The 13,006-nt window shown below is 60.1% G+C and carries 12 protein-coding genes; 5 read left to right on the top strand and 7 right to left on the bottom strand.

Features of this window, described 5'->3' with window-relative positions; all coding sequences use genetic code 11:
• Positions 1 to 232: 232 nt before the first annotated feature.
• The 4 genes from ccoP to ccoN are packed head-to-tail and all read right to left on the bottom strand — an operon-like array spanning position 233 to position 3,424.
• Entirely contained in the window at positions 233 to 1,180 is a 948-nt protein-coding gene (ccoP, locus tag BFP92_RS13390) for a cytochrome-c oxidase, cbb3-type subunit III (RefSeq protein ID WP_065929841.1), read from the bottom strand.
• The gene (locus BFP92_RS13385; RefSeq protein ID WP_056861518.1) at positions 1,177 to 1,377 is read right to left on the bottom strand and encodes a cbb3-type cytochrome oxidase subunit 3; all 201 of its coding nucleotides are present in this window, start codon (positions 1,375 to 1,377) and stop codon (positions 1,177 to 1,179) included. The genes ccoP and BFP92_RS13385 overlap by 4 nt, the downstream gene beginning before the upstream one ends.
• Positions 1,378 to 1,380: 3 nt before the next feature.
• Positions 1,381 to 1,989 carry a cytochrome-c oxidase, cbb3-type subunit II gene (ccoO, locus tag BFP92_RS13380; RefSeq protein ID WP_065929840.1) on the bottom strand — a complete coding sequence of 203 codons (609 nt, stop codon included), beginning with the start codon at positions 1,987 to 1,989 and terminating at the stop codon, positions 1,381 to 1,383.
• Positions 1,990 to 1,999: 10 nt separating this feature from the next.
• Positions 2,000 to 3,424 carry a cytochrome-c oxidase, cbb3-type subunit I gene (gene ccoN / locus BFP92_RS13375; RefSeq protein ID WP_065929839.1) on the bottom strand — a complete coding sequence of 475 codons (1,425 nt, stop codon included), beginning with the start codon at positions 3,422 to 3,424 and terminating at the stop codon, positions 2,000 to 2,002.
• A 79-nt stretch (positions 3,425 to 3,503) separates the two neighbouring features.
• Between ccoN and BFP92_RS13370 the strand changes: the two genes are divergently transcribed.
• Positions 3,504 to 4,235: an alpha/beta family hydrolase gene (locus BFP92_RS13370; RefSeq protein WP_065929838.1), complete on the top strand. Its 732-nt coding sequence runs from the start codon at positions 3,504 to 3,506 to the stop codon at positions 4,233 to 4,235.
• Between the two features lie 87 nt (positions 4,236 to 4,322).
• Here the strand turns inward: BFP92_RS13370 and BFP92_RS13365 are convergent, their stop codons facing one another.
• Positions 4,323 to 5,888 (bottom strand): methyl-accepting chemotaxis protein, encoded by a 1,566-nt coding sequence (locus BFP92_RS13365; protein WP_065929837.1) that lies wholly within the window; start codon positions 5,886 to 5,888, stop codon positions 4,323 to 4,325.
• 73 nt (positions 5,889 to 5,961) lie between these two features.
• On the bottom strand, positions 5,962 to 6,753 hold the full coding sequence (locus BFP92_RS13360) for a CPBP family intramembrane glutamic endopeptidase (protein WP_065929836.1): 792 nt from the start codon (positions 6,751 to 6,753) through the stop codon (positions 5,962 to 5,964).
• Positions 6,754 to 7,172: 419 nt separating this feature from the next.
• Here BFP92_RS13360 and BFP92_RS13355 point away from each other — a divergent pair, with 419 nt between their 5' ends.
• On the top strand, positions 7,173 to 8,033 hold the full coding sequence (locus tag BFP92_RS13355; RefSeq protein ID WP_065929835.1) for a DMT family transporter: 861 nt from the start codon (positions 7,173 to 7,175) through the stop codon (positions 8,031 to 8,033).
• Between the two features lie 66 nt (positions 8,034 to 8,099).
• Here the strand turns inward: BFP92_RS13355 and BFP92_RS13350 are convergent, their stop codons facing one another.
• On the bottom strand, positions 8,100 to 9,503 hold the full coding sequence (locus BFP92_RS13350; RefSeq protein WP_065929834.1) for an FAD/NAD(P)-binding protein: 1,404 nt from the start codon (positions 9,501 to 9,503) through the stop codon (positions 8,100 to 8,102).
• A 558-nt stretch (positions 9,504 to 10,061) separates the two neighbouring features.
• Here BFP92_RS13350 and BFP92_RS13345 point away from each other — a divergent pair.
• Genes BFP92_RS13345 through rfbD form a run of 3 tightly spaced genes read left to right on the top strand, consistent with a single transcriptional unit; the run spans position 10,062 to position 13,004 of the window.
• The gene (locus BFP92_RS13345) at positions 10,062 to 11,036 is read left to right on the top strand and encodes a glycosyltransferase family 2 protein (protein WP_083221738.1); all 975 of its coding nucleotides are present in this window, start codon (positions 10,062 to 10,064) and stop codon (positions 11,034 to 11,036) included.
• 4 nt (positions 11,037 to 11,040) lie between these two features.
• A complete protein-coding gene (gene rfbB, locus BFP92_RS13340) occupies positions 11,041 to 12,111 on the top strand; it encodes a dTDP-glucose 4,6-dehydratase (RefSeq protein ID WP_058422104.1) in 1,071 nt (356 codons plus the stop codon).
• The gene (rfbD, locus tag BFP92_RS13335) at positions 12,108 to 13,004 is read left to right on the top strand and encodes a dTDP-4-dehydrorhamnose reductase (RefSeq protein WP_065929833.1); all 897 of its coding nucleotides are present in this window, start codon (positions 12,108 to 12,110) and stop codon (positions 13,002 to 13,004) included. The genes rfbB and rfbD overlap by 4 nt, the downstream gene beginning before the upstream one ends.
• The last annotated feature ends 2 nt before the right edge of the window (positions 13,005 to 13,006 follow it).

Below are 13,006 nucleotides of genomic sequence, written 5' to 3'. Positions count from 1 at the left end.
TTTGCGTAGGGACAAAATCGGAAATGGAAAGCTGATCGAGTGGACAGGAATTTTCAGGGGCGCAACGAATACCGTCGCGTAGGCCATGATTGGTCCACTGTGGGAACAAGCGTAGACCCGAAAGTGAGGAGGGGAAAGTTGGACTTGGGAAGGGTGCGACACTTGGCCGCGTAATGTCGAGAACGAACGCTGAACCTGTGGCGAGGGAACAAGCTCCCTCGCCACAGCTCAGTTACTCAGGTTGGCTTTCTGGCGTTGCGCCATCAGCGTTATGGGACAGGCTGTACACGTACGCCGCCAGCAGGTGCACCTTGTCATTGCCTTGCAGTACATCCTGCGCCGGCATCTGGCCTTGGCGACCGTGGCGGATGGTCTGCTGCAACTGGGCCAGGCTGGTGCCGTAGATGAAACCGGCAGGCTCGGTCAGGTTCGGCGCACCCATGGCTTCCATGCCGTGGCCTTGTGGGCCGTGGCACGCCACGCAGGTGGTGTTGAACGCGGCTTGACCGGCCACCAGGTCGGCGCTGTTGTCGGCCGGCAACGGCAGCTTGGCCAGGTCATGACGCACATAAGCGGCGACATTCTTCACGCCGTCCTCACCGAGGATTTCACCCCAGGCCGGCATCGCCGCATGGCGCCCGCTCATGATCGTCGCCTTGATTGCTTCAGCCGAGCCGCCCCAGCGCCAGAGGTTGTCCGCCAGGTTCGGGAAACCATACGCGCCCTTGGCATCCGAGCCGTGACACACCGCGCAGTTGGAGGCGAACAGGCGCCCACCCATTTTCAGCGCTTGCGGGTCTTTGGCCACTTCTTCCACCGGCATGGCCGAGAATTTGGCGAAGATCGGCCCGAACCTGGCATCAGCCTTGGCCATTTCCTTGTCCCATTCCTTGGTCTGGGTCCAGCCGTCTTCATAACCCGGCAACACGCCTTTCCAGTTGCCCAGGCCCGGGTAGAGGATCAGGTAGCCGACCGCAAACACCAGGGTGCCGGCGAACAACATGAACCACCACTGGGGCAGCGGGTTGTCGTATTCCTCGATGCCGTCGAAGGCATGGCCCATGGTCTGGTCAACGCTGCCTTTGGTTTCGCCCTTGCGGGTGCCGACCAACAGCCAGGTCAGCCCGATCAGGCTGCCGAGGGTCAATACGCAGATCCATGTACTCCAAAAGGTAGTCATGGCTGGGTGCTCCTTGTTGCAGGCTCTTCTTGAGCGTCGGACGGGGAGGGTTCATCGGCAAACGGCAGCAGGCGGGCCTGCTCGAAGTCCGCGTTGCGCCGGTTGTTGAACACCCACAGCGACAGGCCGATAAAGGCGATGGCGACCACCAGCGTGCCAAGGCCGCGGATGGTGCCCGCATCGAATTCAAATCCCATGGCTCACCTCTTGCTCTTGATGGCAGTGCCGAGCACTTGCAGGTACGAAACCAGCGCGTCCATCTCGGTCTTGCCCTTGAGGCTGGCGACGGCGCCACCGATGTCGTCGTCGGTGTACGGCACGCCGAGGGTGCGCATCACTTTCAACTTGGTCTCGGTGTGGCTGCTGTCGACTTGGGCTGTAACCAGCCACGGGTAGGCCGGCATTTTTGACTCCGGTACCACGTTGCGCGGGTTGTACAAGTGCGCGCGGTGCCAGTCGTCCGAGTAGCGTGCGCCGACGCGTGCCAGGTCCGGCCCGGTGCGCTTGGAGCCCCACAGGAACGGGTGGTCCCACACGCTTTCACCGGCTACCGAGTAGTGGCCGTAGCGCTCGGTTTCGGCGCGGAACGGGCGGATCATCTGCGAGTGGCACTGCACACAGCCTTCGCGGATGTAGATATCGCGACCTTCCAGTTGCAGTGCGGTGTAGGGCTTCATGCCTTCCACCGGTTTGTTGGTGACGTCCTGGAAGAACAGCGGGACGATCTGGGTCAGGCCGCCGATGCTCACGGCAAGCACCATGAGCAGCATCAACAGGCCGACGTTCTTTTCAATCGTTTCGTGTTTCATCATCGACTCCTCAGGCCATCTGCGCCGCAGCGGTGACTTCGGCAGGTTGCGCCGAGCGCACGGTGCGCCAGGTGTTGTAAGCCATCAGCAACATGCCGCTGAGGAAGATCGCACCGCCCACCAACCGCACGATGAAGCCAGGGTGGCTGGCCACCAGGGTTTCGACGAAGGAGTAGGTCAAGGTGCCGTCTTCGTTGACCGCACGCCACATCAGGCCCTGGGCAATGCCGTTGACCCACATCGAAGCGATGTAGAGCACGGTGCCGATGGTGGCCAGCCAGAAGTGCGCGTTGATCAGGCCAAGGCTGTACATCTGCTCGCGGCCGAAGATTTTCGGAATCATGTGGTACAGCGCGCCGATGGAAATCATCGCCACCCAGCCGAGGGCGCCGGCGTGTACGTGGCCGATGGTCCAGTCGGTGTAGTGGGAGAGGGCGTTGACCGTCTTGATGGCCATCATCGGCCCTTCGAAGGTCGACATGCCGTAGAAGGCCAGAGAGACCACGAGGAAGCGCAGAATCGGGTCGCTGCGCAACTTATGCCAGGCGCCCGAGAGGGTCATCATGCCGTTGATCATGCCGCCCCAGCTGGGTGCCAGCAGTACCAGCGACATCACCATGCCCAGCGACTGTGCCCAGTCCGGCAGCGCGGTGTAGTGCAAGTGGTGGGGGCCGGCCCAGATGTACAGGGTGATCAGCGCCCAGAAGTGCACGATGGACAAACGATAGGAATACACCGGACGCTCGGCCTGCTTGGGCACGAAGTAATACATCATCCCCAGGAAGCCTGCGGTGAGGAAAAAGCCCACGGCGTTATGCCCATACCACCACTGCACCATGGCATCCGTCGCACCGCCGTAGAGGGAGTAGGACTTGGTCAGGCTGACCGGGATTTCCAGGTTGTTGACGATATGCAGGATGGCCACGGTGATGATGAACGCACCGAAGAACCAGTTGCCCACGTAGATGTGCTTGGTGTTGCGCTTCATCACCGTGCCGAAGAACACGATGGCGTAGGCCACCCAGACAATGGTGATGAGGATGTCGATCGGCCATTCCAGCTCGGCGTATTCCTTGGAGCTGGTGTAACCCAGCGGCAAGGTGATCGCCGCCAGGAGGATGACCAACTGCCAGCCCCAGAAGCAGAACGCGGCGATTTTCGGCGCGAACAGTTGGGTTTGACAGGTGCGTTGCACCGAATAAAACGAGCTGGCGAACAGTGCGCAGCCACCAAAGGCGAAGATCACCGCGTTGGTGTGCAGCGGGCGCAAACGGCCGAAGCTGGTCCAGGGCAAATCGAAGTTGAGCGCAGGCCATACCAATTGGGCGGCGAGAAAAACCCCGAGCCCCATGCCGACGATGCCCCACACCACCGTCATAATGGCGAATTGGCGGACCACCTTGTAGTTATAGGCGGTACTTAAAGTAGTGTTCATGGTTCCCCATCCACGGTTCAACCCAAGCAAATGCGGCACTTGGGCTGGAGTTATAGGCAGACTAAAAAGCGAGGCAAGCATGGGCAAAGAGCACAAGGCCAGTATTGACGGGGATCAATGGGCGCAGTGTGTGCGCGAGCGAGGCTGGTTGTGGGATGCCGCGACCGTGGCTATCGCACGCAAACCGGTGACGCTGATCCTGGCCCACGGCGCCGGTGCACCGATGGACTCATCCTTCATGAACGACATGGCTGCACGCCTTGCCCTGCATGGTGTGAACGTGTTGCGCTTCGAGTTCCCCTACATGGCTCAACGCCGCGTCGACGGCGGCAAACGCCCGCCGAACCCGGCGCCGAAACTGCTCGAATGCTGGCGTGAGGTGTATGCCGAGGTGCGACGTCATGTCGCTGGGAAGCTGGCGGTTGGCGGCAAGTCCATGGGCGGGCGCATGGCCAGTTTGTTGGCAGATGAGCTGGGGGCTGACGGGCTGGTGTGTTTGGGTTATCCGTTTTATGCGGTGGGCAAGCCGGAAAAACCTCGGGTCGAACATCTGGCCGGGTTGAAGGTGCCGACGTTGATTGTGCAGGGCGAGCGCGATGCGCTGGGCAATCGGGCGACGGTGGAAGGGTATGACTTATCGCCGAGTATCGAGGTGATGTGGCTGGTGGCGGGGGATCATGATTTGAAGCCGTTGAAGGCTTCGGGGTTTAGTCATGAGCAGCATCTGGAGGCTGCGGCGGTGAAGGTGGCTGAGTTTTTGGGCGGCTGTTCTTTGATCGTTCCCACGCTCCGCGTGGGAATGCAGCCCTAGACGCTCTGCGTCCGCTTTTAAAGCCGTGACGCAGAGCGTCACAGGAGGCGTTCCCACGCAGAGCGTGGGAACGATCTGTATAGCGAATTACCGGTTAAAACGCGCTACCAGCGAATACTGGGTATTGGCCGTATGCGTGAGCTCTTCACTCAATTGCGCCGAGTTCATGGCCTGCTCCGAGGTCTGGTCCGCCAACAGCGCAATCGTGCTGATGTTGCGGCTGATCTCTTCGGCCACTGCGCTTTGCTCTTCGGTCGCGGCGGCAATCTGCGTGGTCATGTCAGTGATATTGGCCACCGCCTCACTGATGCCCACCAACGCCTGATCCGCCTCCATCACCCGCGCCACACCTTCTTCAGCCTGGCGATGCCCGGCGTCCATGGTTTGCACGGCCGCCGCTGCGGTGTGTTGCAGCTTGGCGATCAGCGTATGGATCTGCCCGGTGGACTCCGCGGTGCGCTGCGCCAGTTGGCGAACTTCGTCAGCCACCACCGCAAAACCTCGGCCCATCTCACCGGCGCGCGCCGCTTCGATGGCCGCGTTCAGTGCCAGCAGGTTGGTCTGGTCGGCAATGCCTTTGATCACATCGACCACGCCGCCGATTTCATCGCTGTCCTTGGCCAGTTGGGTGACGGTCACACCTGTCTCGCCCACGGCCACCGACAGGCGCTGGATCGCCTCGCGGGTTTCCCCGGCGATGTCGCGGCCGCGACCGGTCAGGCGATTGGCTTCCTGGGTGGCGTCCGCCGTGCGCTGTACATGGCTGGCGACTTCCTGAGTGGTCGCTGCCATCTGGTTGACCGCCGTGGCCACCTGCTCGGTTTCCACGCGCTGGCGTTCCAGGCCGCTGGAGCTGTTATGTGCCAGGGTGTTGGACCGCGCCGCTTGGTCGTTGAGGTGCTCGGCCGTGTCCTGCAAACGTGTCAGACAGGTCTTCAAGCGCGCTTCCTGGCTGAGAATCGACATCTCCAGCCGCGCCTGGGCGCCCCGGCTGTCGGTGTACATCTGCGCGATCAGCGGGTCAGACGTGGTCTGTTCGGCCAAACGCAGCAAGCGCTTGAGGCCGCGCTGCTGCCAACTCAGCCCCAACAGGCCCAGTGGCACCGACAGGCCCGCCGCCAGGGCAAAGCCCCAGTGGGAGTTGAGCGATGCACCGATCATGAAGCTCAGTTGGCTGACCAGGATAAACGGCAGCCAGTCCTGCAACACCGGCAGCCACTTATCGCGCTGCGGTACGGCCGACTTGCCCTGGTTGATGCGTTGATAGAGCGCTTCGGCCCGGCGGATCTGCTCGGCGGTGGGCTTGATGCGCACCGATTCGTAGCCGATCACCTGGTTGCCATCGAAGACCGGTGTCACATAGGCGTTAACCCAGTAGTGATCGCCGGTCTTGCAGCGGTTCTTGACGATGCCCATCCATGGCAAGCCTTGTTTGAGCGTGGACCACATGTGTGCGAACACCGCAGGCGGAACATCCGGGTGACGCACCAGGTTGTGCGGCGCTCGAACCAGTTCGTCGCGGGTGAACCCACTGATTTCGACAAAAGCGTCGTTGCAGTAGGTAATGACCCCTTTGGCATCCGTGGTGGAGATCAACCGTTGCTGAGCGGGGAAGGTACGTTCGCGCTGGGTAACGGGTTGGTTATTACGCATGGTTGTTCAATCCGCAAGGCTTTCAGGGGTTATCGGCGCTTGCGGGCTTTTATTTAACTTATTTTTGCAATAATCAGCCGGCCAGCATCGGGTAGGTAAACAGCCCGAAGTGAAGCAGGTTCAGCCCGAAGTGCGTGGCAATTGCCGCGCCCAACCCGCCAAAGCGATACGCCAGGCCATAACCGACCCCGGCGATGCTGGCCAGCAATACCCAGTGCCAACCTGCGCCCAGGTGCACCAAGCCGAATAACAGCGAGGCCAGCAGCAGCGCCACATTCTCGCCGTAAGGCAGATGTTTGAAGCGCTCGCTCAGGCCGCCCTGGATATAGCCACGAAACAGCGCCTCTTCAACCAGGGTCACCAGCAGCAGGTTGTTCAATACCCACAACCACGCCTGTTCCGGCCATTTGGGCGCCCAACTGATCATCCCCAGCAACATTGCGCCGCCCAATGCTGCGACTGCCGTCAGGGTCAAGGCCAGCGCCGTGACGCAGATCGACAGGCGCAATGACCTGCGTGCCACGATCCAGGGGCAAGCCAGCAGCAGCCAGAAGCCGATCAACGGTTTGTCCTGGTTGAGGTACATCGAGAAGGGCACTGAATCAGGCGTAAAGCGTTGAGGCGCGATGCCACGGCCGTTGTAGAAGCCTGGCAGCCAATGCATCGCCAGACCCAGCGCAAGCACGATAAACAGGCCGTGCCCGACGTAACGCGCCCAGGGGGTGCGTTGCTGGCGCACGGCGTAACCTGCGATCAGCAACATGACCACGGAGACCGCCGCCAGCATGCCCAGTTGCCCGTAGGTCAGGGCCAGTACATAGCCAATGGAAAGCAGCACGAGGTACAGCCATGGCAGAGCAAACATGTGAAATCCTTGAAAAAAACCGGCCAGCATTATAACGACCGGTTTTCGTTGCAGGCATGAAAACTCTGCCACGCAAAATGCTTGGGTGAAGTGATTGCAAAACCGGTTGGCGGCTGGTTATAGTTCCCGGGTCTTTATCCCTTCAAAAAGATCAGCACATGCCAGCTTCCCAGCGCATAGCGGTAGTCGATTCAGCGGTCAACGCTGTGGTCGTGCCGTGTGGGAACAAGCAGCCTGCGCAGATCAGTCACTATCCCCCGCCTGTCAGTAGCACGCCGGTGTACGCAGTCGTATCACCGCCGGGTGTTGGCATTTCGGGCTGATCAGCGAATCGCTGTTCCCGTCTGCCCGCCTGAAAAAAACCATTGAATCTCAGCGTCTGCTGAATCGGCTTTTTTGCCTGATGACAGGTGGTAACCATGTCTGTTTTTTCGAAACAATCCGTGGCCGCGGCGGCCTCGACGAGCCTGTTTGTCCTGCTGTGGAGCAGCGGGGCGATTTTCTCCAAGTGGGGCCTGGCCCATGCTTCACCCTTTGCCTTCTTATTGATCCGTTTTGCCATCGCCCTGGCGGGCCTGGTGATCCTGGTGCCGATCCTCAAGCTGAAACTGCCGCGCCCCGGCAAACCCATGCTGTACGCGGCGGCGACCGGCCTGGTGTTGTTGGGGGCGTATCAGATTTTCTACCTGCTGGCGCTGGACCTCAAAGTCACGCCAGGGATGATGGCCACCATCATGGGCGTGCAGCCGATCCTTACGGTGGTACTGATGGAGCGTCAGCGCTCGCTAAGCCGGTTGTTCGGCCTGGGGCTGGGGTTGGCGGGGTTGATCATGGTGGTCTATCAGGGCATCGGGCTGTCGCGTATGTCCCTGGCCGGGATGCTGTTCGGCTTGCTGGCGCTGGCCAGCATGACGCTCGGTTCGATCATGCAAAAACGTATCACCGACAACCCGTTGGGCACGCTGCCGGTGCAGTACGTGGCGGGGCTGCTGCTGTGCGCGGTGTTTGTGCCGTTCCAGCCGTTCCACTTTGAGCAAAGCGCCAGTTTTTACTTACCGGTGCTGTGGATGGGGCTGGTGGTGTCGTTGCTGGCGACGTTGCTGCTGTATCGACTTATCGCGCGTGGCAATCTGGTGAATGTCACCAGCCTGTTTTACCTGGTACCGGCGGTAACGGCAGTGATGGACTACCTGATCTTCGGCAATCGGCTTGCGCTGTTGAGCGTGCTGGGGATGGGGTTGATCGTTGTTGGGTTGGGGTTTGTGTTTCGCAGAAGCTGAGCCGGACACTGACCATTGAGTCGGTGCTGCCGGGGCTCGCCAAAACGAGCCCCGGCAGCGCGCGATTCATGCTCGGCTGAGGGGCGTGGCCAAAGTCTGTGCCATCTGCTTCACGTACTCGCGCAGTTCCGGGACGGCGGTGGCCTCCCAGTCGCGCGCCTGGAGGAAGGGGCCGACGTAATACAGCCAGTCTGACGGTGCTGCATGGCAATCAAGCAGCGCGCCGGACGGTGCGATAGCCATGCCGGTGCCGAGCGCGTCAGGCACCAGCAGGCCATCAGCCCGCAGGGACTTGAGCAGCGGGTCGTCCAATTGACGCAGGTCCAGTGCTGGCGTTGTGCAATTGATCACCGCTTTGACTTCCAGCTGTTCTTCGACGCGGGTACCACGACGGCGTACGCAAACGCTCACGCTGCCTGGGTTTGAGGTGTAGCCGACGATGCGACCGGCCATCAGCTTGAGTTTGCCACTGGCCAGTTCCTCCTGCATGCGTGCCCCCGGTTGTGGGGCGCAACGATGGCGATGGGCATCCCAGTAGGGGCGTACATGTCGCAGGAAACGCAGGCGTTCATTAAGTGGCAAGGCGTGCCACAGTTGCCGGGTGGCAGATCTCAGCCCGCCGATGATATCTCGCCAGTCTCCGCCAGCTTGCGCATGCTGGCGAATCGCATCACGCACTGCGCGTACATAGTGACGCACCCTGCAATCGCTGAGCATGTGCTGTGCCAGCCCTTCGTCGTAGTCGGGGTGCGCGTTCAGTTCGCGGTGGGGCTGTGGCAGCAGACCACGGCGTGACACGGCTTGAATAGAGCCGGTGTGCCCACGGTCGCGCAGGTCGAGTACCACATCCAGCATCGTCAGCCCGCTACCGATCAGGAAGACCGGGTCGTTCGTGCCGATACGATCGAGTGCGCCGGGCTGCCATGGGTCGTGTACATAGCCTGGGCTTTCATAGAACGGTCGATATTCGGGAGCAATGGATGGCGCTTGGCGCGCACAACTGCCAATGCTCAAAACGATGGCGTCGGCCCGGTAATGTTCGCCGTTATCCATCAACAGCAGGCCACCCTGAGCATTTGGCTGAGGGATTATCTTGACCACTTCCCCAATCACTTCCTGCAATTGGCAACCGGGCGCGGCGTTGTCGGATGCCTGTTGCAGCAGTGCTTGCAAGTAATCACCGTAAAGGCGCCGCTGCGCAAAGAGCGCGGGAGTAGCGTCGGGATGGCTGCGTTTTATGTAGTCATAAAAGCTATCGTCTTCGCCGGCCAGCGCATTCATCCTGCCGGCCGGCACGTTAAGTACGTGCGCGCGTGCCTGCGTGCTGTAGGCGATACCCCGAGCCATGCTGCCTGGCCGGCTGATCAGCAGGATTTTCAGCGGTGTGGCCGGCGGGTGGCGCAGCAAATGCACAGCCAGCGTCGAACCGCAGAAGCCTGCGCCGATAATCGCGAGGGTCTTGGTAATCATTCCAGCTCCAGTTTCAACGCTGCTTATATTTCAATTGACAAAGTAGTTCTATTGCTCTTTTGAGTTGTGTAGCGTCGACCGAAGGGTTGTTATGAGCGCAATAATGAAGTGGTTCGGGTACGTCATCCAGCACGTAACTGCCGCTATTGAGCGTTCGTTGATATAGATCAGTTGGTACGCATACTTGAAGTTGTCGACGCATCATAACTGAATATGAACTATACCTTTCGCGCTGATGACCGCGCAGTGAGTTGGGCGGTACGCGCTGCCAGGCGCAGTGGTGCACGGTCGTTCGTCGGGCTAGTTGGCGGCGCTGGAACTTGGGCGTGCCAGTGTTGTCCGCGGCCGGCCTGAAAGCGTCGGTTGGCAAGGCAAAAATGCAAGTGGCGGGCTGGCGGTGCAAGGCCCCATCGTAGAGCGCTTTGGCAGGTTCAGCATGCTTGACCGTCGGTCACAAGTAAGATTGCTCTTACAGTCCAATACTGTAATAATTCCGACCTTATTGCGGCCAATATCCTACCTCCCTGCAGGATATGTAGTACATCTCAAAGGGATATCGTGTCTATTTTCACATCGCGTAGCCTTTCCAATGCTCTGCCGAACGACGTTTGCCTGGCGAACGTCGCGGTTTTGATGTGCTCGTACAATGGGGAGACGTTCCTTGCGGACCAACTCGACTCCATTGAGCGGCAGAGCTACCGTGGCTGGACGTTAGTCATTTCGGATGACGGCTCCAAAGATGGCTCCTCGGCGATCTTTCAGCAGTACTGCAATCGCTGGGGCAGCGACCGTTTGAGCGTGGTGCGCGGTCCGCAAAAGGGCTTCGTTGCCAATTTCCTTTCGTTGACGTGTCGCGCCGACATCCAGGCCGATTATTTTGCCTGGTGTGATCAGGACGATATCTGGAACGAAGATAAACTACAGGTGGCCGTTGAGTGGCTGCAGAGCCAGCCTTCGGATGTGCCGGCCCTTTACTGTGGCCGCACGCAGTTGGTCAGTGACTCGGGCGTTGCACTGGGTTTTTCACCGCGGTTTTCCTTGCCTCCGCACTTCTCGAACGCACTCGTTCAGAGCATTGCGGGCGGCAATACCATGGTGTTCAATCAGGCTGCTCGCAAGCTGATCATGGAGGCGGGCGCGGATGTTGTCGTCCCCTCCCATGATTGGTGGGCGTATCAACTCGTTACGGGCGCGGGAGGCATCGTTCACTACGATCCCGAGCCCAGAATGCAGTACCGCCAGCATGATGAAAATCTGATTGGCAGCAACTCCAGCTGGGCAGCACGCCTGGTTCGGCTGCGGATGATCTTTCAAGGACGTTTTTACGAGTGGAACGAACAGAACATTCGTGCCCTCGAAGCCATGGAGCATCGTCTTTGTGAGGAACATCGAACGACGCTTGCGCGCTTTAAAGGTGCACGCAGTCAAACGTTATTTAGACGAGTGCTGGGGTTCTGGTCTGTCGGTTTATATCGGCAGACGTTCATGGGGAACCTCGGGCTAATTTTTGCAACACTACTGAAAAAGATCTGACTCAATGACTATCTTAGTAACCGGCGGTGCGGGCTTTATCGGTGCAAACTTTGTATTGGACTGGGTCGCTCAGACAGATGAGCCGGTCATTAACCTGGATAAGCTGACGTATGCCGGCAATCTGGAGAACCTCAGCTCGATCGAGGGTGACAAGCGCCATGTGTTCGTACAGGGCGATATCGCCGATACCCAACTGGTCCAGCGCTTGCTCGCAGAGCACCAGCCGCGCGCGATCCTGAACTTCGCTGCCGAGTCGCACGTCGACCGTTCTATCCATGGCCCGGAAGACTTTATCGAGACTAACGTCGTCGGTACTTTCCGTCTGCTGGAAGCGGTACGTGCCTACTGGAAAGGCCTGGAAGGCGAAGCGCAGCAGTCCTTCCGTTTCCTGCACGTGTCGACTGACGAGGTCTACGGCTCCCTGGCCAAGGACGACCCCGCGTTCACCGAAACTCACCAGTACGAGCCAAACAGCCCTTACTCGGCGAGCAAGGCCGCGAGCGACCATCTGGTCCGCGCCTATCACCATACCTATGGTCTGCCGGTGCTGACGACCAATTGCTCGAACAACTATGGCCCTTACCATTTCCCGGAAAAACTGATTCCGCTGATGATCGTCAACGCACTGGCGGGTAAAGCGCTGCCGGTGTACGGCGATGGTCAGCAAATTCGTGACTGGCTGTACGTAAAAGACCACTGCAGCGCCATCCGCCGTGTACTGGAAGCCGGCACTGTGGGCGAGGTCTACAACGTCGGTGGCTGGAACGAGAAACCGAACCTGGATATCGTTCACACGGTGTGTGCGTTGCTCGACGAACTGCGCCCCCAAGCGGACGGTAAGCCTTACAGCGATCAGATCGCTTACGTGACCGATCGCCCAGGCCATGACCGCCGCTATGCCATCGACGCGCGCAAACTGGAGCGTGAGTTGGGCTGGAAGCCGGCTGAAACCTTCGAAACCGGTATTCGCAAGACCGTCGAGTGGTACCTGGATAACCAGGGTTGGGTCAGCAATATCCAATCCGGCTCGTACCGCGAGTGGGTTGAAAAGAACTACGCCGAGCGTACGGCATGAAGATCCTTCTGCTTGGCAAAAATGGCCAAGTGGGATGGGAACTCCAACGCAGCTTGGCCCCTTTGGGCCAAGTGCTGGCGCTCGACTCCAAAAGCCAGGACTACTGCGGCGACCTCAACGACCTGCAAGGCCTGGCCGCCACCGTGCAGCGCTTTGCGCCTGACGTAATCGTCAATGCCGCCGCCTACACCGCCGTCGACAAGGCCGAAAGCGAGCCTGCCCAGGCCCTGCGTGTGAACGCAGAAGCCCCGGCAGTGCTGGCCGCCGAAGCGCTGAAGCTGAATGCGTTGCTGGTGCACTATTCCACCGACTACGTGTTTGCCGGCGCCGGCGACACGCCGTGGCTGGAGACCGACCCGGTCGGCCCGCTGAGCGTCTACGGTTCGACCAAGCTGCAAGGCGAGCAGGCCATCCAGGCCAGCGGCTGTGCGCACCTGATCTTCCGTACCAGCTGGGTCTACGCCGCGCGCGGTAACAACTTCGCCAAGACCATGCTGCGCCTGGCCCGCGAGCGCGACAGCCTGAACGTGATTGACGACCAGTTCGGCACGCCCACCGGCGCCGACCTGCTGGCCGACATCACCGCCCACGCTATCCGCACCCTGGGTTCGAACCCGCAACTGAGCGGGGTTTATCACCTGGCAGCAGCAGGCGAGACCACCTGGCACCGTTATGCCCGTTTCGTGCTGGAACAGGCGCAAGCGGCCGGCGTGCAGCTCAAGGTCGAACCGGCAAGCGTAGGCGCGATCACCACCGCCGCGTACCCCACGCCCGCCCAGCGCCCTGGCAATTCCCGACTCAACACTCAAAAACTGCAGAATGCCTTCTCACTGCGCTTGCCTCAATGGCAGGACGGCGTGGCACGGATGCTCGTAGAAATTCTAGAGAAATGAAC

The sequence above is a fragment of the Pseudomonas sp. 58 R 3 genome (genome assembly GCF_900006605.1).
In the GTDB taxonomy this organism is placed as follows: domain Bacteria; phylum Pseudomonadota; class Gammaproteobacteria; order Pseudomonadales; family Pseudomonadaceae; genus Aquipseudomonas; species Aquipseudomonas salomonii.
This window is presented reverse-complemented; position numbering and strand designations above follow the sequence as displayed.

What these genes read in the sequence shown, in the direction of transcription:
- BFP92_RS13385 (WP_056861518.1), bottom strand. Translation starts at nt 1,377, where the DNA reads ATGGGATTTGAATTCGATGCGGGCACCATCCGCGGCCTTGGCACGCTG.
- ccoO (WP_065929840.1), bottom strand. Translation starts at nt 1,989, where the DNA reads ATGAAACACGAAACGATTGAAAAGAACGTCGGCCTGTTGATGCTGCTC.
- rfbB (WP_058422104.1), top strand. Translation starts at nt 11,041, where the DNA reads ATGACTATCTTAGTAACCGGCGGTGCGGGCTTTATCGGTGCAAACTTT.
- BFP92_RS13360 (WP_065929836.1), bottom strand. Translation starts at nt 6,753, where the DNA reads ATGTTTGCTCTGCCATGGCTGTACCTCGTGCTGCTTTCCATTGGCTAT.
- BFP92_RS13350 (WP_065929834.1), bottom strand. Translation starts at nt 9,503, where the DNA reads ATGATTACCAAGACCCTCGCGATTATCGGCGCAGGCTTCTGCGGTTCG.
- ccoN (WP_065929839.1), bottom strand. Translation starts at nt 3,424, where the DNA reads ATGAACACTACTTTAAGTACCGCCTATAACTACAAGGTGGTCCGCCAA.
- rfbD (WP_065929833.1), top strand. Translation starts at nt 12,108, where the DNA reads ATGAAGATCCTTCTGCTTGGCAAAAATGGCCAAGTGGGATGGGAACTC.
- BFP92_RS13355 (WP_065929835.1), top strand. Translation starts at nt 7,173, where the DNA reads ATGTCTGTTTTTTCGAAACAATCCGTGGCCGCGGCGGCCTCGACGAGC.
- ccoP (WP_065929841.1), bottom strand. Translation starts at nt 1,180, where the DNA reads ATGACTACCTTTTGGAGTACATGGATCTGCGTATTGACCCTCGGCAGC.
- BFP92_RS13370 (WP_065929838.1), top strand. Translation starts at nt 3,504, where the DNA reads ATGGGCAAAGAGCACAAGGCCAGTATTGACGGGGATCAATGGGCGCAG.
- BFP92_RS13365 (WP_065929837.1), bottom strand. Translation starts at nt 5,888, where the DNA reads ATGCGTAATAACCAACCCGTTACCCAGCGCGAACGTACCTTCCCCGCT.